Consider the following 18,343-nt stretch of genomic DNA (forward strand, 5'->3'; position numbering starts at 1 on the left):
TAGGGTCGTCCAGAGAGTTGCCGGGCAGAGACAGGAGCAGAGATGACCGAGCGCGGTCCGCAGAGCGGGGGCGCGCCGATCGGACCGGTCGACGCGACCCGGGTGCCCCGCTACGGAGGTCCGGCGACCTTCGCCCGACTGCCGCGGATCGATGAGGTGTCCCGCGCCGATGTGGCCATTCTCGGAGTCCCGTTCGACTCCGGGGTCAGCTACCGGCCGGGTGCCCGGTTCGGTCCCGGCCACATCCGGGCCGCCTCCAAGCTGTTGCGGCCCTACAACCCGGCCCAGGACGTGTTCCCGTTCGGCGCCCAGCAGGTCGCCGATGCCGGCGACATCGGGGTCAATCCCTTCGACCTCGACCAGGCGATCGCTGACGTCGACGCCGGGGTGACGAAGGTCCGGGCTGACGGTGCGACGGTGCTGACCCTGGGCGGTGATCACACGATCGCGTTGCCGATCCTGCGGTCGCTGGCCCGCGATCACGGCCCGGTCGCGGTGTTGCACTTCGACGCGCATCTGGACACCTGGGACACCTACTTCGGGGCTCCCTATACCCACGGGACCCCGTTCCGGCGCGCCAGCGAAGAGGGCCTGCTGGACCTGGAACGCTGTCTGCACATGGGAATCCGCGGTCCGCTGTACGCCAAGAGTGATCTCGAGGACGACACTCGCCTCGGCTTCTCGATCATCCGCTCCGACGACTACGAGACCGACGGGGTCTCCGGAGCGGTCGAGCGGATGCGCAAGCGACTGGACGGCGGACCGGTCTATGTCTCGATCGACATCGACGTGCTGGACCCGGCGCATGCGCCGGGCACCGGCACCCCCGAGGCCGGTGGCCTGACCAGCCGCGAGCTGTTGAACACGTTGCGCGGTCTCACCGGGCTGAACGTCGTCGGGGCCGACATCGTCGAGGTGTCACCGCCGTACGACCATGCTGAGATCACCGGTATCGCGGCCTCTCACGTGGCCTACGAGCTGCTCTCGGTGCTGGCCGCCAACTCCGCGTCCGCATAGGGCAGAATCACAGGGTTGCCGTCACTGACAAGGAGTGGACATGAGTTCGCCGCGGGTGTTGAAGTTGGCCGAGGAGATCAAGGTCATCGCTGCCGAGATGTTGAAGCGGCGGATCAAGGATCCTCGGCTGGGGTTCGTGACGATCACCGACGTACGGCTGACCGGCGACAGCCGGGATGCGACGATCTTCTACACCGCGTTCGGGACACCGGAGGAGCAGACGGGGACCGCGGTGGCACTGCAGTCGGCGACCGGGCTGATCCGCTCCCAGGTGGGCAAGCAGCTGGGGCTGAAGTTCACCCCGACGCTGGTGTTCGTGCCCGACGCCGTACCGGAGAACGCCCGGCAGATCGAGGACCTTTTGGCCGCAGCCAAGGACGGTGACGCGAAGCTGGCCGAGCAGGCCGCGGGTGCCACCTACGCCGGTGACGCAGACCCGTACAAGAAGCCCGACGACGAGCAGGTCTGAGTCACCAGCAAGGCGATCATGCCGAGGTTGCTCTGGGAGACCCCGATCGCTGACACGTGCGCGCATAGCGCGATTCTCGCCGACCGCTGACTGCCCGGCATGAGTGAGGCCTGATTAGGGCCCGATAGGGCAACCATGGTCCGATGGAACCGTGAGTCTGAGTCCGTCCGGTGTCGCCGTCATCGACAAGCCCGCCGGCTGGACCTCCCACCAGGTGGTCGGCCGCTGTCGGCGACTGCTCGGTATGCGGAAGGTCGGGCATGCCGGCACCCTCGACCCGATGGCCACCGGTGTGCTGGTGGTCGGAGTCGGCCGGGCGACCCGGTTGCTCGGCCAGTTGGCGCTGACCGACAAGGCGTACGACGCCACCATCCGGCTCGGTCAGGCCACGATCACCGATGACGCCGAGGGAGAGATCACCGGCTCGGCAGGTGCCACCGGGCTGGCGGACACCGAGATCGAGGCCGTGCTGTCCCGGTTCTGCGGTGCGATCGAGCAGGTGCCCTCCGCGGTCTCGGCGATCAAGGTCGACGGTGTGCGGTCCTACGCTCGGGTTCGATCCGGCGAGATCGTCGCCCTGCAGGCCCGTCCGGTGACCGTGAGCCGGTTCGAGGTGCTCGCCCGGCGCGACGAGACGGCTGACGAGGGCACGCCGGTGGTCGACCTCGACGTCGTTGTGGAGTGCTCCTCGGGCACCTACGTACGAGCACTGGCCCGGGACCTGGGCGTTGCGCTGAGCACCGGCGGGCATCTGACCAGACTGCGCCGCACCCGGGTCGGGCCGTTCGCCCTTGCCGAGGCCCAGAGCCTCGACGGACCAGAGCTCGTCGTCACCCCGATCGACGACGTAGCCCGGCGTTGCTTCCCGGGCGTGGAGCTGACCGCCGAGCAGGCGATCGACGTCGGGTTCGGCCGCCGGCTGCGCGACATTCGGCTGCCGGGGGAACGCACCGCGGTCTTCGCTCCAGATGGCACTTTTCTCGCCCTTTATCGTCCCGAAAACGGTGACGCGCTGGCCGAAGCGGTCTTCGTCGGCGGGTAGGAAAGGGCCTTGGTGACTGCCCTCGAAGCCCTTTGCTGACTGCCCCGGAAGCTCTAGGCGGCTGGATGTTGACCGTCCTAGGCTCCTGCTCGACCGCATGCCACGTGGTCACGCGATTCGGACGGGGAGGGCCGATGCGCGAGGTTCCGCAGTTGGGCAGCCAGCTGAGACAGGCGTTGGCGGAGCCCAGCCTGGCACGCCTGCTGCTGGTCTGGGAATCTGGGTCGCGGCAGATTGGACCGTGCTGATCGCGACCGCTGTGCTGGCCTACCAGGTCGGTGGTGCCGCCGGGATCGGGCTGGTCGGTGCCGCCCGGGTGCTGCCTGGCGCGCTCCTGGCCGGGATCGCCTCGCTGGCTGCCGACCGGCTCTCCCGCCCGCGAATGCTGGTGCCGCGGACCGCGAGCGTTCGCTCGGTCGGACCGAGCAGGCTGCGCACCATCGACCGGGACGCATTCATGGCCGCCGTTACGGGCCACATCGGGGCCAGCCGGACCGCGCACAGCACGGCCGCCCAGTGGCTGCGGGCTGACGACACGCGGGATCGCGCCGACGGCGGCACGGGCGGATGAGGTGGCAACCCGTCGCGCCGTGTGCTCGGGTGGACCCGTACAGCTTGATCTCGACAGGGGGAGCCGATGTCGGACTGGGACGGCACTGCGTATCGCCGGGTGAACAGCCTGCAACAGTGGCTCGCGGACCAGGTCCTGCGTAGCCTTCACCTCGACGGGGTGGAAAGTCTGCTCGACGTCGGTTGCGGCGACGGGCGAATCACTGCCGAGATCGCGGCTCGCATCCCCGAGGCCCAGGTCGTGGGCCTCGATCCATCGCCGCGAATGATCTCCGTCGCGCCGGCCGGTGGCCGGTTGTCCTTCGAACTCGGTGAGGTCTGTTCGATGAGGTACCGACAGCGTTTCGACGCCGTGGTGTCCTTCAATGCACTGCATTGGGTCGCCGACCAGCGGCGAGCGCTCGAACGGATCGTTGCGGCGTTGCGTCCGGGCGGCTGGGCCTTCCTGGTCTTCGTTTGTGCTGGTCCGCGCGCGAGCATCGAGGACGTCGCCATGCGTGTTGCGGCGACACCGCGTTGGTCCGAGCAGTTCGCCGACTTCGAGCCACCGTTCGTGCATCCTGAGGTCGCCGGCTGGAGTTCCCTGGCAACCTCCTGCGGGCTGGCGATCAAGGGCTGTGTGGTGCAGGAGGTGGCATGGGACTTCGGGTCCCGCGAGGCGTTCAGCCAGTGGTGCGCGGTGGGGTTCGGGGCCTGGACCGATCGGCTGGACGCTGCGGATGCCGTCGATTTCGTCGCCGAGGTGGTGCTCGCCTACGAGGCGGTGAGTGAGGCCCCGGGATTGTTTCGTTGCCAGCAGCTGCGTGCGGAGCTGGAGCGAGTGCCTGTCGTATGAGAGCCGCCGACAGCGCTGAGGCGAGACGGGCGATCACGCCGAACCTAGGGATTTTCCCTGGGGTGCAGCGCCAGGCCTGACGGGTAACTTGGGGCCTACCCCCGGTTCTTGGACACGGGGGTTGATTACGCAGCGGTTGGGAGCGTAGCGGCCCAGCGGGCCTCGTAGGTGGACGGGGACTGGTATCGGCACCAGGAGTGGCGCCGCTTGGTGTTGTAGCGGGTCAGCCACCTGAAGAGCTGCCGGCGGCAGATGAGCTCGTCGGGCCAGCAGGCGGCGTCTTGGAGGACCTCTCGTTTGAGGGTGGCGTTGAACGACTCCGCGAGCGCGTTGTCGGCCGACGTGCCCACGGCACCCATCGACTGGGTCACGCCGAGGCGCGCGCAGAGCTTGGCGTAGTCCTTCGAGGTGTAGACCGACCCGTGGTCGCTGTGGAAGATGGCCCCTGCCAGCCCACCTGAGCCGCCGCGGGTCGCAGCTGCTGCGGTGAGGGCGTCCTCGACGAGGCTGGTGCGCATGTGGTCCGCGACCGCCCAGCCGGCGAGCCGTCTGCTGTAGCAGTCGATGACGGTGGCCAGGTACAGGTTCGTCCCGTCGGCCAGCGGCAGGTAGGTGATGTCGCCGACATAGCGTCGCCCCGGCGCATCCGCGGTGAAGTCCCGCTTCAGCAGGTCGGGGATCAACTGATCCGACGGTTCGGGAATCGTGGTCCGCACACGGCGCTTCTTGACGTAGCCGGCTATCCCAGCCGCACGCATGACCCGCGCGACGCGTTTGTGGTTGACCCGCTCCCCGGCAGGGACACCGTCGTTGAGCTCCGCGGTCACCCGTGGCGCGCCGACGGTGTTGTCGGCCTCGTGGATCACCCGGATCCGTTCGGCCAACTCCGCATCCGCGGCAGCACGGTCGGTACGGGCTGGCGCTCCAGCCTTCCAGGCGTAGTAGGAGGAGCGCTCGATCTCGACGAGTGCACACAGTCGCTTCACCTCGAAGGTGGCGGAGTTGTCGGCGACGAACTGGAAGCGACTCACCAGCGCGTCTCCCCGGCGAAATACTTGGCCGCCCGCTGGAGGATCTCCCGCTCGGTGGTCAACTTCGTCGTCTCTGCCCGCAGGGCCGCGTTCTCTGTTTCGAGCCGCGCGATCCGCTGTTCCTGTGTCTCATCGACAGGCCCTGACGGAGGCGTCATCGGCGGCTTGGCGTGCAGTGGGCTGGAGGTCAGCGTCCCGTCGGCGGCGGTCTTCTTGCCGGTCCCGTACGCCTCGAGCCAGTGCCGCAGCGTGCCACGCACGATGCCCAGGTCCTCAGCAATGCCGCGGACCGTGGCCCCCGGTGTGGACTCATACAAGTCGACGGCCTGACGACGGAACTCCTCGGAGTAGTTCTTCCTGGCCATGATTCTCGGATCATCTCGCTCACTCCCTGCCCATCACGGGTGCGGGATTCGGCGTGTCCAAGAACTGGGGTCAGGCCCCCTTCGGCGCCACGCCCGGGCGGGTGGCTCAGCAACCAGGTCGAGCGTGCCCGTCGAGCGACGCAAGCTGCTGCGACGCAGCGCCCTGCTCGCCGGCGCCGCGGGGCCACCACGGCGGCCTCGGCCCTAAACCAACTCAACGACCCGTAACCCTGCACCTATCTGCGCGAGCACAAGTACTGCCGGTGGAACCATCGGTGCCCGCAGCCCACACCCGAAGGGAGGACTTTAGGCTTGGCACGCGTGACGCAGAACGGCGCGTCACCGTGCACGAGGGGGCGAGGTGCTCGAGCCATCGCTGACTGTCGACGGCGCGTCGACCAGCCGGCAATCCGCCACGCCCTCGGCCGGCAGACCCGTGGCGATCGTCGGCCGGGATGCCGAGCTCGACCGGCTGGCCCGCTCGTACGCCAGCGCCCGCGCCGGCCACGCGCAGGTGGTGATCATCGAAGCCGAGGCCGGGATGGGAAAATCGGCTCTGCTGGAGCACTTCGTGCGGCGGCGCCCAGGCGCACGGGTGCGATGGCTGCGGTGCGACGAGTTCGAGCGAGACATCGCCTTTGCCGGCGCCGAGCGGCTGCTGGGGGTGGGCGACACCTTGACCGGCTGCTCGGAGGTCGAGGTCGGCCGTCGGCTGCTCGCCTGGCTCGGCGAGCAGCAGTCGGGCAAACGAGTCACCGTGCTGGCCGTCGACGACGCCCAGTGGCTGGACCGGCCCACCCTGCACGCGTTGGCCTTCGCCCTACGTCGGCTGCGGGCCGATCGGACACTCAGCATCTTGACCCGCCGGCCGGGGCCGTCCAACGACGCGACCGTGCTGACTGAGGATCCGGCGGCGACCGCGATCGTTCGGCTCGACCCGCTCGACGCCGTTGCGGTGATTGCTCTGGCCCGGCGGCTCCGGTCGTGGTACCTATCGGACGACCTCGCCACCGGACTGGTCGGCAGCACCGGTGGGGTGCCACTCCTCGTGGCCGGAGCGATCCGTGGTGCTTCGGCTCCCGCGCAGCTTGTCCCGGACCAGGGCGGCAGGTCGACGATCAGTGCCACGGTCGCGACCGCCGTCGCCCGGATGCTCGGCTCGGTGGCGGCGGATGCTCGACGTCTGGTCGAGGCCAGTGCCGTGCTGGCCGAGCCCGTCGACCTGCTGGTCCTCGGTCGGATGACGGAGATCCCCGATGCCGCGACCGCGGCCGCCGACGGCGCGCGGGCCGGGCTGCTGCGGACCGACGCCGATGGATCGGTTCGTTGCGCCCACGACCTCCTGACGGCGGCGGTCTATCGCGGGTTGTCCCCGGCCCGGCGGCGCGACCTGCACCGGCTGGCCACCGCCTGGACGACGGGCGATCGCCGACTGGCCCATCGAGCGGCGGCCAGCGCCGGTCCGTCGCCCGAGCTGGTCGCCGAGCTGACCGCCGCCGCTGACGCTGCCCGCGCTGCCCAGCGCCACCAGCTCGCGGCGGCCCATCGACTGCGCGCCCGGGGCGTCTGCGCGGACGCCCGGGTGCGGGACGAGCTGTTGCTGGAGGCCGTGATCGATCTGGTCGCGGCTCAGGATCTGGTCGGTGCCGACGAGCTCGCAGCCACGGTCGACGGGGGCGACCTCGGTGCGCTCGGCTGTCTGGCCCTCGGTCTGCTGGCCCGGGAGTCGGGGCAAGTTGCCGCGGCTCGCCGGCTGCTGCGGGACGCACTCGACCTGGCGGTGGTCGACGGCGACCGTAGGCTGTGCGAGCGCGCCGGGCTGGCTCAGGCGGTGCTGGCCGTCCGGCTGAACGAGGGTGAGGCGGCGGTCCGCGCGGTCACCTGGGCCGAGGAATCCGATGATCCCGAGCTCGCTGCGGACGCCTGCACGACCAAGGCGCTGGGCCTATGGCAACTCGGCGAACACCAGCAGGCGATCGAGGTGTTGGACAAGACGCTGTCAGCGGCCGGCGACACTCCGTGGGACGCCGAGGTGCTGGCGGTCCGCGCCATGGTCCGGGAATACCTCGGCCAGCTTCCGGAAGCCCTCGCGGACTACGATGCGGCGGTCGCACTGGACCCGATCTGGCGGCCTACGACCAATCACAGCCGCACCAGGGTCCTGCGCGCCACGACGCGGGTGCTGCTCGGCGACTGGGACGGCGCCGCCATCGATGCCGCGGCTGCTCGCACTCTTGCCCAGGCGGCTGCGCAGGCGTGGAGCATCCCGTTGGCGTACGCGGTCTCCGCTGACGTGCCGGCATGGCGTGGCCAGTTCGATCTCGCCGCCGACTACCTGGCCGAGGCCGACCGCGCCTTGCAGGTGCTCAGGCCGCCGCAGGTGCTCGACTTCGTGGTCGATCACCAGCTCGCACTGGCCACCGCGCGCGGCGACCATGGCGCTGTGGTCGACCTGCTCGAGCCCTTGTTGCGTACCGACTACCTGGCGCGGGCCGGAGTCATCCGCACCTACCGCTGGCCCTACCAGTGCTGGATCGACACCCAGATCGCGCTGGGAGACCTCGGTGCCGCGGAGCGGGCACTGGGCGACTACGAACGTGCCCTCGACCGGTGGCCGGGTGGTGCCGTCCCGCCGCGGCTGGGCTGGCTCCGTGGTCGGCTGGCCGAGGCCCGCGGCGAGCCGCTGGCCGCCCGGGACCACTACGCCTCGGATCTGCTCTGCCACGAGGTCAGACGGGCGCCCTTCGGGTATGCCGGACTGTTGTTGTCGCTCGGGCACGTCGAGCGAGTGCTGGGCAATCGTCGGGATGCGCTCGACCATCTCACCAAGGCACACCGGATCTTCTTGCAGCTGCGGGCCAATCCCGCCGAGCGGCTGTGCGCCGCGGAACTGGCGGCCTGCGGGCTCCCGGCCAGCCTCGCCGACCCGCTGCGACTCACCCCGCGTGAGGAGGACGTGGCCGCGCTGGTTGAACGCGGTTACACCAACAAGGAGATCGCCGCCGAGCTCTATCTCACGCCCAAGACGGTCGAGTACCACCTGGGCAACATCTTCGCCAAGCTGGGCATCTCCAGCCGTCGTGAACTGCGCCGTCGGCGACAGGGCTGATCGGCTCATCCCGACGCCCTGCGCTTCTCCGCCCGTGGTCGTCGGTCGCCTGCTCTCTCCGCAGCCGTGGTTAACTGTCGCTGATTTCACCGTCGCCGACGGTGAGAGAGTCCAGGAGGGCGGAGCTACACGATGAGCCAGCGCACGGTCGTCGTCATCGGAAACTTCGACGGAGTGCACCGCGGCCACGTCGCGTTGTTGCGCCTGGCGAAGCAGTCCGAGCCGAACGCCCGGCTGGTGGCCATCACCTTCTGGCCGCATCCGATGTCGGTGGTCCGTCCAGACCAGACACCCGCGCTGCTGTGCGGGCTGGAACGGCGTCGCCAGCTGCTCACCGAGGCGGGTGTCGACGAGGTGGTGGTGCTGGAATTCACTTCCGAGGTGGCGAGTTGGAGTCCGGAGGAGTTTGTCGACCGGGCCCTCCGGCCGCTGCATCCGGCGCGGGTCGTGGTGGGGGAGAACTTCCGCTTCGGCTTCCGGGCCGCCGGCGATCCAGAGCTGCTGGGCAAGCTCGGAGCCGGCGAGTTCGTCGTCGATGCCGTGCCCCTGTTCTCCGACGGTGCGTGGGCGTCGTCGTCGACCCTGATCCGGCACGCCGTCGACGAAGGTGACTTCGGCCGGGTTCGCGAGCTCACCGACCAGGTCTTCCGGATGACCGGAGTCGTCGTCCAAGGAGATCGCAGGGGTCGGCAGATGGGCTTCCCGACGGCCAACATCATTCCCGCTCCGGGACTGGCCGTGCCGGCCGACGGCGTCTATGCCGGCTGGCTCACCCGGCTCGATTCCGGCGATGCGGCGCGTTGGCCGGCCGCGATCTCCGTTGGCACCAACCCCACCTTCGACGGCGTTCAGCGCCGGGTGGAGGCGTACGTGCTGGATCGCGACGACCTGGAGCTCTACGGTGTCGAGATCGCCGTCGACTTCTATGCACGGTTACGCGGTCAGGTGAAATACCGCGGGATGGAGGCCCTGATCGAGCAGATGCATGCCGACGTCGAGCAGGTCCGTCACATCCTGCACGCCGCCGGTTAGGAGCAGGCTCCCTAGCCAACCGCGAGACTGGCCGATCTCCAGGCCTGCACGGCGTCCGCATAGCGGCTACTGCGACTTGCGAGACCCAAGAACCTCATTCGCCACATCCGTATCTTCCTACCAGGTGGAGGATCCGGCAGTCGCTGCCCACGCCCTCCCGGTTCGCCGAGAAGGAGAAGCCGCCCTCGAGAAGGAGCAATCGCAGGTCAAACGGCCTGTTTGACCTGTAATTGCTCCTTCTCGATGAAGACGGTCGCGACTGAATCACCATTTGGCGCGTTCGTGGCAGTCACACTGTTCGACTGGCTCGGTGCCCCGATCGTACGTACCTCCTCATGGCACGTCCGGCGCATCGAGAGGTGCGCCAGGGTTGCTTCAAGTGCGGCGAAGCAACCCTGGCGCACCACTGAGTGCGCGCTCACTATGGCGGTGGGCGTTCAAGGCCCTCCTCGGCCCCGGGCGCCCCGGCGGATGCGACTTCGCACCGTTTCGGTCTACTTCGAACCAGGTGCACCTGGGGGTGCGCAGTAGCAGTTAGTGGTGCGGAGTGGAGATTGCTTGGACCGTGATCTTGCGCTCCACCTCGGTGACCAGGGTGGCGTCAAAGCTTCCCGGACCCGGGACCTGGGCGTTTGCCACGCCGGCGGCGGTGGCCAGCCGGAGCGCGCTGCCCAGGTCGTCGCCCTGATCCAGCCTGGCCAGCAGACCGGCGAGGAAGGAGTCGCCGCTGCCGACCGGGAACCTTCCGCGCAGGCCGGGCGCGGCGACCGCGTGGATTCGACCGTCAGCGGTCAGTCCGATCGACCCGGCTGCGCCGTCGGTGAGTACGACGATGCCGCCGGACTTGGCCTGCACCGCGCGCGCCAGCTCCGTGAGGTCGGTGGCGGGATCAGCGCCCAGCACTTGGGCGGCCTCCGCCCGGTTGATCTTCACCAGCTCGGGGTGACTGTGCAGCAGCGGCACCAGCGAGGCGCCATGCGTGTCGACCGCCACCTGTCGGCCCGCGTGATGGGCAAGCTCGGCCAGTTCGGCAAGCCCGGTCGGCGGCAACCCGCGTGGCGGGCCGCCGGAGATGACCAGCCAGCCTTGCCTTGCCGCCAGCTCCGAGGTGAGCGCCTCTCGGGCTGCTGCCCACACCTCGGCGGGGATCGGCTCGGCGTATTCGTAGATCTCGGTCAGCTCATCGGAATCGTCCGAGCTGATGGACACGCAGGTCCGGGTCAGCACCGGGGTGCCCACCCGGTGCACCGCGATCTTGGCCTTGGCCAGCTCGTCGGCCAGCCAGTCCCCGGTCCAGCCGCCCAGCACGGCGACGATCGAGACATCCGCGCCCAAGGCTGCTGCCGCCCGGGCGAAGTTGAGCGGCTTGCCACCCGCCCGGCGAACGACCTGGGTAGGACGATGGATCTGGCCCAGCTCGAGATGCCCGACGACATAGGTGAGGTCCACGGACGGGGTCAACCCGGCGACAGTGATCATCTGACCCACCCTAGGGGGCGCCGGGAGCACCGGTCCGTCGGCTAGTTGCTGGCATGTCCGGAGATGTCGGGGGTTCAGCCAGCAACTTGATGCGGCTTCGGGTTGGGGGATGACGATTCGGTGTTCCTTCGCAGTCGCTGGTAACCTCGTAAACGCCGTTCGAACGGCCGCGGACACCCAAGAGCTCCCGAGCACACCGAGTGCGACCTCGACAGAGGATTCCAGGGGCGCCGCGCAACGGGAAACCGAGAGGAGAACTGAGTGTCGATCGACGCTGCAGCGAAGAAGAAGATCATCGACGAGTATGCGACCAGCGAAGGTGACACCGGCTCTCCGGAGGTCCAGGTCGCGATCCTCACCAAGCGGATCTCGCACCTGACCGAGCATCTCAAGGAGCACAAGCACGACCACCACAGCCGCCGCGGCCTGATGCTGCTCGTCGGTCAGCGTCGTCGGCTGCTCAACTATGTCGCCAAGACCGACATCGAGCGCTATCGCTCGCTGATCGAACGTCTCGGCCTCCGCCGCTGAGTTCACCGGAGCGGTTCTCCGCAAGCCCTCAAGGCCTAGGGGAACCGCTCCGCTGCTTTGCGTACAACTGCAGAACAACTTCATACGCCACAACCAATAGGTGATTGCATCCCACACGAGCTCACGAGCACCTGCTCGGTCTCCGGTAGTGGTCTTCGGGACAGCGGCCGTCGCGGCCGCAGGAAGCCCGCGGACCTCGATCGAAGACCGGCGCTCGCCTCGAAGCTGTCCTGGTCGATGGACCGGGCGCAAGGCGATGACGCACGTCAGCCCAGGGTGTGGATGCAGTCCCACAGCGGCGCCGACCCCGGCGCCAGAGTAGGAGCATCCCTGTGGAGGGACCCGACCTTCAGTTCACCGAGGCGATCATCGACAACGGAGCTCACGGCAAGCATGTCGTGCGCTTCGAGTCCGGTCTGCTCGCCCGCCAGGCCGCCGGTTCGGCGACCGTTTATCTCGATGACGACACGATGCTGCTTTCGGCCACCACGGCCCAGAGCAAGCCGCGCGACGCCATCGACTTCTTCCCCTTGACCGTCGACGTCGAGGAGCGGATGTATGCCGCGGGCCGGATCCCCGGCTCGTTCTTCCGTCGCGAGGGCCGCCCCAGCGAGGGCGCCATCCTCACCTGTCGGCTGATCGACCGGCCGCTGCGCCCCTGCTTCGTCAAGGGCCTGCGCAACGAGGTCCAGGTCGTCGTGACCGTGATGGCCCTCAACCCCAACAAGAGCTACGACGTGGTGGCCATCAACGCCGCGTCGCTGTCCACCACGCTGGCCGGGCTGCCGTTCACCGGCCCGGTCGGCGGCGTCCGCGTCGCCCTGCTCGGTGACCAGTGGGTCGGCTTCCCCGACGTCGACCAGCTGGAGAACGCGGCCTTCGACATGGTCGTGGCCGGCCGGGTGCTGGCCGACGGCGACGTCGCGATCATGATGGTCGAGGCCGAGTCGACCGAGGAGACCTGGGCCCTGGTCGGCGAGGGCAGGACCGCCCCGACCGAGGAGGTCGTGGCCGCCGGCCTCGAGGCCGCCAAGCCGTTCATCAAGGCGCTCTGCGACGCGCAGGCCGAGCTGGCCTCTCGGTTCCCGAAGGCCACCCAGGAGTTCCCCATCTTCCTGGACTACCAGGACGACGCGTACGCGGCGGTGGCCGAGGTCGCGACCGAGCGGCTGGCTCAGGTGATGACCATCGCCGACAAGCAGACCCGCGAGGAGTCCACCGAGACCCTCAAGGACGAGATCAAGGCCGAGCTCGCCGAGCGTTTCGAGGGCCGCGAGAAGGAGATCACCGGGGCCTTCCGGGCGCTCACCAAGAAGCTCGTCCGGCAGAAGATCCTCACCGAGAAGGTGCGTATCGACGGCCGCGGGCTGGCCGACATCCGGACCCTGTCCGCGGAGGTCGCTGTGATCCCGCGGGTGCACGGCTCGGCGCTGTTCCAGCGCGGCGAGACCCAGATCCTGGGCGTCACCACGCTGAACATGCTGGGCATGGAGCAGAAGCTCGACACGCTGGCGCCGGAGACCACCAAGCGCTACATGCACAACTACAACTTCCCGCCCTACTCGACCGGTGAGACCGGCCGGGTCGGTTCGCCGAAGCGGCGGGAGATCGGCCACGGTGCGCTCGCCGAGCGGGCCTTGGTCCCGGTGCTGCCGTCGCGCGAGGAGTTCCCGTACGCGATCCGTCAGGTCTCCGAGGCGCTGGGCTCCAACGGCTCCACCTCGATGGGCTCGGTCTGCGCGTCGACCCTGGCCCTGCTGAACGCCGGTGTGCCGCTGCGCGCCCCGGTCGCAGGCATCGCCATGGGACTGGTGTCCGACACCGTCGACGGCCAGACCTCGTACGTGGCGCTGACCGACATCCTGGGTGCCGAGGACGCGTTCGGCGACATGGACTTCAAGGTCGCCGGCACCAAGGACTTCATCACCGCCCTGCAGCTGGACACCAAGCTCGACGGTATCCCTGCCTCGGTGCTGGCCCAGGCGCTGACCCAGGCCAAGGACGCCCGGCTCACCCTGCTGGACGTGATGGCTGAGGCCATCGACCGGCCGGATGAGATGAGCCTGTACGCGCCGCGGATCATCACCGTGAAGATCCCGGTTGACAAGATCGGTGAGGTGATCGGGCCCAAGGGCAAGGTGATCAACCAGATCCAGGACGACACCGGCGCCGAGATCAGCATCGAGGACGACGGCACCATCTACATCGGTGCCGACGCCGGCGACAAGGCCGAGGCGGCCCGCACCATGATCAACGCGATCGCCAACCCGACCATGCCGGAGAAGGGCGAGCGCTACCTGGGCACGGTCGTCAAGATCACCGCCTTCGGGGCGTTCGTCTCGCTGCTGCCCGGCAAGGACGGTCTGCTGCACATCTCCAAGCTGCGTCCGCTCGCCGGCGGTGCCCGTGTGGAGAGTGTCGAGGACGTGGTCAGCGTGGGTCAGAAGATCCAGGTGGAGATCAACGAGGTCGACGATCGCGGCAAGCTGTCGCTGATCCCGGTGATCGAGGAGCCGGCGACCGTCTAAAGCGGACCGATGCTCGACCGAACCACCCCGCAGGCCGTTCGGCCGCGTGCCTATCGCAGCGGAGAGATCCGCCGCAGCACGCTGCCGAGCGGCCTTCGGGTTGTCACCGAGGAACTGGCCGGCAGCCGCGCCTTCTGCGTGGGCTTCTTCGCCGCAGTCGGCTCCCGGCACGAGAGCGCCCGGCTGCACGGTGCCTCGCACTTCCTCGAGCACGTGCTGTTCAAAGGGACCCCGCGCCGCACCGCGGAGGAGATCGCCCTGTCGGTGGAGTCGGTCGGCGGGGAGCTCAATGCCTATACAGCGAAGGAGCACACCTGCTTCCACGGCCGGGTGATGGCCGAGGATGCGGCGTTGGTGGTCGATGTGCTCGCCGACATGATCACCGACTCACTGCTGCTCGGCAGTGACATCGATGCCGAACGGGCCGTGATTCTGGACGAGATCGCCATGCATCACGACGATCCGGGCGATGTCGGTGCCGACCTGGTGACCACGGCGATCTTCGGTGATCAGGGTCTGGGTCGACCGGTGATCGGATCGGTCCGCAGCATCACCGCGCTCCGCCGCCATCAGGTCGACGCCTACTGGCGCCGCTACTACCGACCCACCGAGATCGTGGTGGCTGCCGCGGGTGCGGTGGACCACGATCAGCTCGTGGATCAGTTGGCGGTCTTCGGTGGATTCGCCGGTGATCCCGGTCGCCGGGTCCGCCGGCAGCCTGCCGTGACCAGTCCGACGACCGTCCATACCGGTGCGCAGCTGGTCGTCGCCACCCGCGACTCCGCACAGGTCTCCGCGACGCTGGCGGCGGGCTGTCCCGGCATGTTCGACGACCGTCGTTACGCACTCGGTCTGTTGTCGCTGGTGCTCGGCGGGGGCATGTCGTCGCGGCTGTTCATCGAGGTACGCGAGCGGCGTGGACTGACCTACTCGATCGAGTCGGGGGAGAGCGTCTACAGCGACGCCGGACTGTTCTCGATCGACTGGCAGTGTGCTCCGGAGCGGCTGGCCGACATCTTGGCAGTGGTGCGGCAGGTCACCGGCGAGTTGGCCGAGGACGGCATCTCGGAGCGGGAGCTCGCGCAGGCCAAGACCCAGCTGCGGGGGCAGACGATCCTCGCGTACGAGGGCCCGAACGCCCGGATGAGCCGGCTGGGCTCCAGTGCGGTCAGCGGTGAGGAACGTGGGCTGGAGGAGCATTTGAACGCCTACGACGCCGTCACCGCCGACGAGGTGCAGCAGATCGCTCAGCACCTGTTCGACGAGGGGCCGGTGCTGGGTGTGGTGGGCCCCAAAGTGTCGCGCCGACGGCTCGAGTCGGTCTTAGCTCGCTGGTGAATCGCCGGTAGGTTGGACCCTCGTACCGGCAGGTTGCCGGCAGGTCGAGAGGACATCACAGATGGCAGACCAGATCCGAGTAGGCGTGTTCGGCTCCGCGGGCCGGATGGGCGCCGAGGTCTGCCGAGCCGTCGAGGCGGCGCCCGATCTGGACCTGGTCGCTGCCTTGGACATCGGCGATGACCGGACCGCTGCCGAGAGCGCTCAGGTGATGGTCGACTTCACCCATCCGGACGCGGTGATGGACAACCTGTCCTGGTGCGTCCAGCACGGTGTGCACGCCGTTGTCGGCACTACCGGGTTCACCGAGGACCGGCTGGCTCAGCTGCGCTGGGCGCTCGGCGAGGCACCCAAGACTGGGATCGTGGTCGCGGCGAACTTCTCTGTCGGTGCGGTGCTGATGATGCACTTCGCCGAGCAGGCTGCCCGGTTCTACGAGAGCGTCGAGATCATCGAGCTGCATCACCCCAACAAGGCGGATGCGCCCTCGGGCACGGCTACCACCACCGCGCACCGAATCGCTGCCGCCCGCGAGTCCGCGCAGCGACCGCCGATTCCCGACGCCACCTCGCAGGAGGTGCCGGGTGCCCGCGGCGCCGACATCGGCGGGATCCGGGTGCACGGCGTCCGGCTACGGGGGCTGGTGGCACATCAGGAGGTGCTGTTCGGCGATCCGGGAGAGACCCTGAGCATTCGGCACGACTCGCTGGACCGGGTGTCCTTCATGCCCGGCGTACTGGCGGCCGTCCGTGCCGTGGTCGACCGTCCCGGGCTGACGATCGGGATCGACGATCTGTTGGGCCTGTGATGAGTGATCTGTGATGAGTGACCTGGGATGAGTGACCGGCGATGAATGAGCAGCCAGACCGCACACAGGTGATGCCGGGCGGCACTACGGTGCAGCCACTGCCACCGCCCCAGAGCAAGCCGCGGTCGCGCACCGTCATGATCGCGGTGATCAGCGTGCTTGCGGTGCTCGCGGTGTTGATCGCGGGCGACCGGGTGGCGAACGCGGTGGCCCAGAACACGATCGCGAGTGCTCTGCAATCGGAGCTCTCCACCGCGAGCAAGCCCGAGGTACGGCTCGGCGGATTCCCCTTCGTCACCCAGGCGCTGGGTGGCTCGTTCTCCTCGGCCCACGTGACGGCTGACGACGCGACAGTGAGCAGCGGCGACACGACCGTGACGATCGCTCACCTGGACGCCACGCTGACCTCGATCACGGCAACCGACCGCTACCAGAACGTCGTTGCCGCTCGGGGCGAGGCGAGTGCGCTGCTCGACTGGTCGAGCGTCTCGTCGCTGGTGGGCCAGCAGATGAGCTACGAGGCCGATGATCGGATGCGACTGAACTTCAATGTGCCGATCGGCCAGCTCAACATCGAGGGCCACATCACCGGCCGGTTGCAGCTCGATGCCGAGCGGCAGACCATCACCGTCGCGGATCCGCAGGTCACCGTCGCCAACATCGACGTACCGCAGTCGGTCGTGGAAGCCGTGTCCCGGATCGTGCTGCGGCCGTACACCCTGGGTGACCTGCCGTACGACATCGAACTGACCGGCCTGACCGCGCAGCCGGACGGGGTGCTGCTGTCGGGCACCGGACAGAACATCCCGCTGCGCGGACAGTGATCAATCAGTCACTACTGTGTGCGGGTGACCAGTCGTCTCGTCTCGCGTCCCTGGCTAACCACTCCGGCAGCTGATCGGATCACCACCACGGTCGACGGTCTGGCAGCGTGTGACGCCGCCGGTGTCGAGCAGTGGCTCGCCGAGCTGGTAGCGGAGAACCGGCACATCCACGACGAGGTGTGCGTCAACCTCAACCCGGCGACCAACCGGATGAACCCGCGCGCCGAGCAGATGCTGGCCTCCGGGCTCGGCTCACGGCCCTCCCTGGGCTATCCGGGTGAGAAGTACGAGATGGGGCTCGAGGCGATCGAGCAGATCGAGATCATCGCCGCCGAGTTGGCGGCACGCGTCTTCCACGCCGACTATGCCGAGGTACGGGTCGGGTCGGGCGCACTGGCCAATCTGTACGCGTTCATGGCCTGCTGCGAGCCGGGCGAGGCGATCATCGTGCCGCCGCCGGAGATCGCCGGTCACGTGACCCATCACCGGGCCGGTGCGGCTGGTCTTTATCGGGTGGAGAGCGTGCCCGCGCCGGTCAATCCGGTCGACTACACCGTCGATGTCGATGCCCTCGCCGACCTGGCCCGCGCGGTCCGGCCGAAGCTCATCACCATCGGCGGCAGCCTCAACCTCACCCCGCATCCGGTGCCGGCGATCCGAGAGATCGCCGACGAGGTCGGCGCGAAGGTGCTGTTCGACGCTGCCCACCTGTGCGGGATGATCGCCGGCGAGGCCTGGCCCAACCCGCTCGACCAAGGTGCTCACCTGATGTCGATGAGCACCTACAAGAGCCTCGGCGGTCCGCCCGGCGGTCTGCTGCTGGCCAAGGACGCCGAGCTGGCACAGCGGATCGAGGCGATCGCCTACCCGGGATTGACCGCCAACTTCGACGCGGGCAAGACCGCAGCCCTCGCCCAGACCCTGCTCGACTGGACGGTCGCCGGTCGGGCCTACGCGACCGCCATGATCGAGACTGCCGGTGTGCTGGCCGAGCAGCTGGCGGGCTTGGGCGTGCCGGTCTTCGCACCCGCAGCGTGTCCCACTCGGTCGCACCAGTTCGCGGTCGAGGCCGCCGGCTACGGTGGCGGTCAGACCGCCGCGGCACGGCTCCGCCGAGCCAACCTGCTGGCCTGCGGCATCGGACTGCCTCTGCCCGCGGTGGCAGGCGATGTGAACGGTCTGCGACTGGGTACGCCGGAGTTGGCCCGGCTGGGCATGACCACGGCCGACATGCCGCAGCTGGCCGGCTTCATCGCGCGAGCCTTGGCCGAGGAGCCGGAGCCGATCGCGGCAGAGGTCGCCGCGTGGCGCGGACAGTTCCGCGAGATCCACTTCACGACCGACAGGCCCGGCTGCTGACGCGGG

At 68.7% G+C, this 18,343-nt stretch carries 15 protein-coding genes; 13 read left to right on the forward strand and 2 right to left on the reverse strand.

Going from position 1 to position 18,343, the window contains the following annotated elements; translation table 11 throughout:
- Positions 1–42 precede the first annotated feature (42 nt).
- The 5 genes from speB (at position 43) to MLP_RS07670 (ending at position 3,933) form a co-directional block, all read left to right on the forward strand.
- A complete protein-coding gene (speB, locus tag MLP_RS07650; RefSeq protein WP_013862472.1) occupies positions 43–1,017 on the forward strand; it encodes an agmatinase in 975 nt (324 codons plus the stop codon).
- A 34-nt stretch (positions 1,018–1,051) separates the two neighbouring features.
- Entirely contained in the window at positions 1,052–1,486 is a 435-nt protein-coding gene (rbfA, locus tag MLP_RS07655) for a 30S ribosome-binding factor RbfA (protein WP_013862473.1), read from the forward strand.
- A 151-nt stretch (positions 1,487–1,637) separates the two neighbouring features.
- Positions 1,638–2,528: a tRNA pseudouridine(55) synthase TruB gene (truB, locus tag MLP_RS07660; protein ID WP_013862474.1), complete on the forward strand. Its 891-nt coding sequence runs from the start codon at positions 1,638–1,640 to the stop codon at positions 2,526–2,528.
- A 241-nt stretch (positions 2,529–2,769) separates the two neighbouring features.
- Entirely contained in the window at positions 2,770–3,099 is a 330-nt protein-coding gene (locus tag MLP_RS07665; protein ID WP_013862475.1) for a hypothetical protein, read from the forward strand.
- A gap of 66 nt (positions 3,100–3,165) precedes the next feature.
- Positions 3,166–3,933, forward strand: a complete 768-nt coding sequence (locus MLP_RS07670) for a class I SAM-dependent methyltransferase (RefSeq protein WP_013862476.1) — start codon at positions 3,166–3,168, stop codon at positions 3,931–3,933.
- A gap of 125 nt (positions 3,934–4,058) precedes the next feature.
- On the opposite strand, the gene MLP_RS07675 is transcribed toward MLP_RS07670, so the two are convergent.
- A protein-coding gene (locus MLP_RS07675; RefSeq protein WP_156821080.1) for an IS3 family transposase occupies positions 4,059–5,329 on the reverse strand; the annotation gives its coding sequence in 2 pieces (ribosomal slippage) (positions 4,059–4,981 and positions 4,981–5,329; 1,272 coding nt in all).
- A gap of 361 nt (positions 5,330–5,690) precedes the next feature.
- Between MLP_RS07675 and MLP_RS07685 the strand changes: the two genes are divergently transcribed.
- Together MLP_RS07685 and MLP_RS07690 are read left to right on the forward strand one after the other, a co-directional pair.
- Positions 5,691–8,438: a LuxR C-terminal-related transcriptional regulator gene (locus MLP_RS07685; protein ID WP_013862479.1), complete on the forward strand. Its 2,748-nt coding sequence runs from the start codon at positions 5,691–5,693 to the stop codon at positions 8,436–8,438.
- Positions 8,439–8,570: 132 nt separating this feature from the next.
- Positions 8,571–9,470, forward strand: a complete 900-nt coding sequence (locus MLP_RS07690; protein ID WP_013862480.1) for a bifunctional riboflavin kinase/FAD synthetase — start codon at positions 8,571–8,573, stop codon at positions 9,468–9,470.
- A gap of 534 nt (positions 9,471–10,004) precedes the next feature.
- Here MLP_RS07690 and MLP_RS07695 read toward each other — a convergent pair.
- Positions 10,005–10,949, reverse strand: a complete 945-nt coding sequence (locus MLP_RS07695; RefSeq protein WP_013862482.1) for a 1-phosphofructokinase family hexose kinase — start codon at positions 10,947–10,949, stop codon at positions 10,005–10,007.
- Between the two features lie 267 nt (positions 10,950–11,216).
- On the opposite strand from MLP_RS07695, the gene rpsO reads away from it, so the two are divergent.
- From rpsO to MLP_RS07725, 6 genes are all read left to right on the forward strand, one after another.
- A complete protein-coding gene (gene rpsO, locus MLP_RS07700; protein WP_407939010.1) occupies positions 11,217–11,480 on the forward strand; it encodes a 30S ribosomal protein S15 in 264 nt (87 codons plus the stop codon).
- A 332-nt stretch (positions 11,481–11,812) separates the two neighbouring features.
- Positions 11,813–14,008 carry a polyribonucleotide nucleotidyltransferase gene (locus tag MLP_RS07705; protein WP_013862484.1) on the forward strand — a complete coding sequence of 732 codons (2,196 nt, stop codon included), beginning with the start codon at positions 11,813–11,815 and terminating at the stop codon, positions 14,006–14,008.
- A gap of 9 nt (positions 14,009–14,017) precedes the next feature.
- Positions 14,018–15,346 (forward strand): M16 family metallopeptidase, encoded by a 1,329-nt coding sequence (locus MLP_RS07710; RefSeq protein ID WP_013862485.1) that lies wholly within the window; start codon positions 14,018–14,020, stop codon positions 15,344–15,346.
- A 61-nt stretch (positions 15,347–15,407) separates the two neighbouring features.
- Complete coding sequence (gene dapB, locus MLP_RS07715; protein WP_013862486.1) at positions 15,408–16,154, forward strand: 4-hydroxy-tetrahydrodipicolinate reductase; 747 nt, start codon at positions 15,408–15,410, stop codon at positions 16,152–16,154.
- 41 nt (positions 16,155–16,195) lie between these two features.
- Entirely contained in the window at positions 16,196–16,978 is a 783-nt protein-coding gene (locus MLP_RS07720; RefSeq protein ID WP_041789842.1) for an LmeA family phospholipid-binding protein, read from the forward strand.
- Positions 16,979–17,002: 24 nt separating this feature from the next.
- The gene (locus tag MLP_RS07725) at positions 17,003–18,337 is read left to right on the forward strand and encodes a serine hydroxymethyltransferase (RefSeq protein ID WP_041789844.1); all 1,335 of its coding nucleotides are present in this window, start codon (positions 17,003–17,005) and stop codon (positions 18,335–18,337) included.
- Positions 18,338–18,343 lie beyond the last annotated feature (6 nt).

Source organism: Microlunatus phosphovorus NM-1 (assembly GCF_000270245.1).
Classification (GTDB): Bacteria; Actinomycetota; Actinomycetes; order Propionibacteriales; family Propionibacteriaceae; genus Microlunatus; species Microlunatus phosphovorus.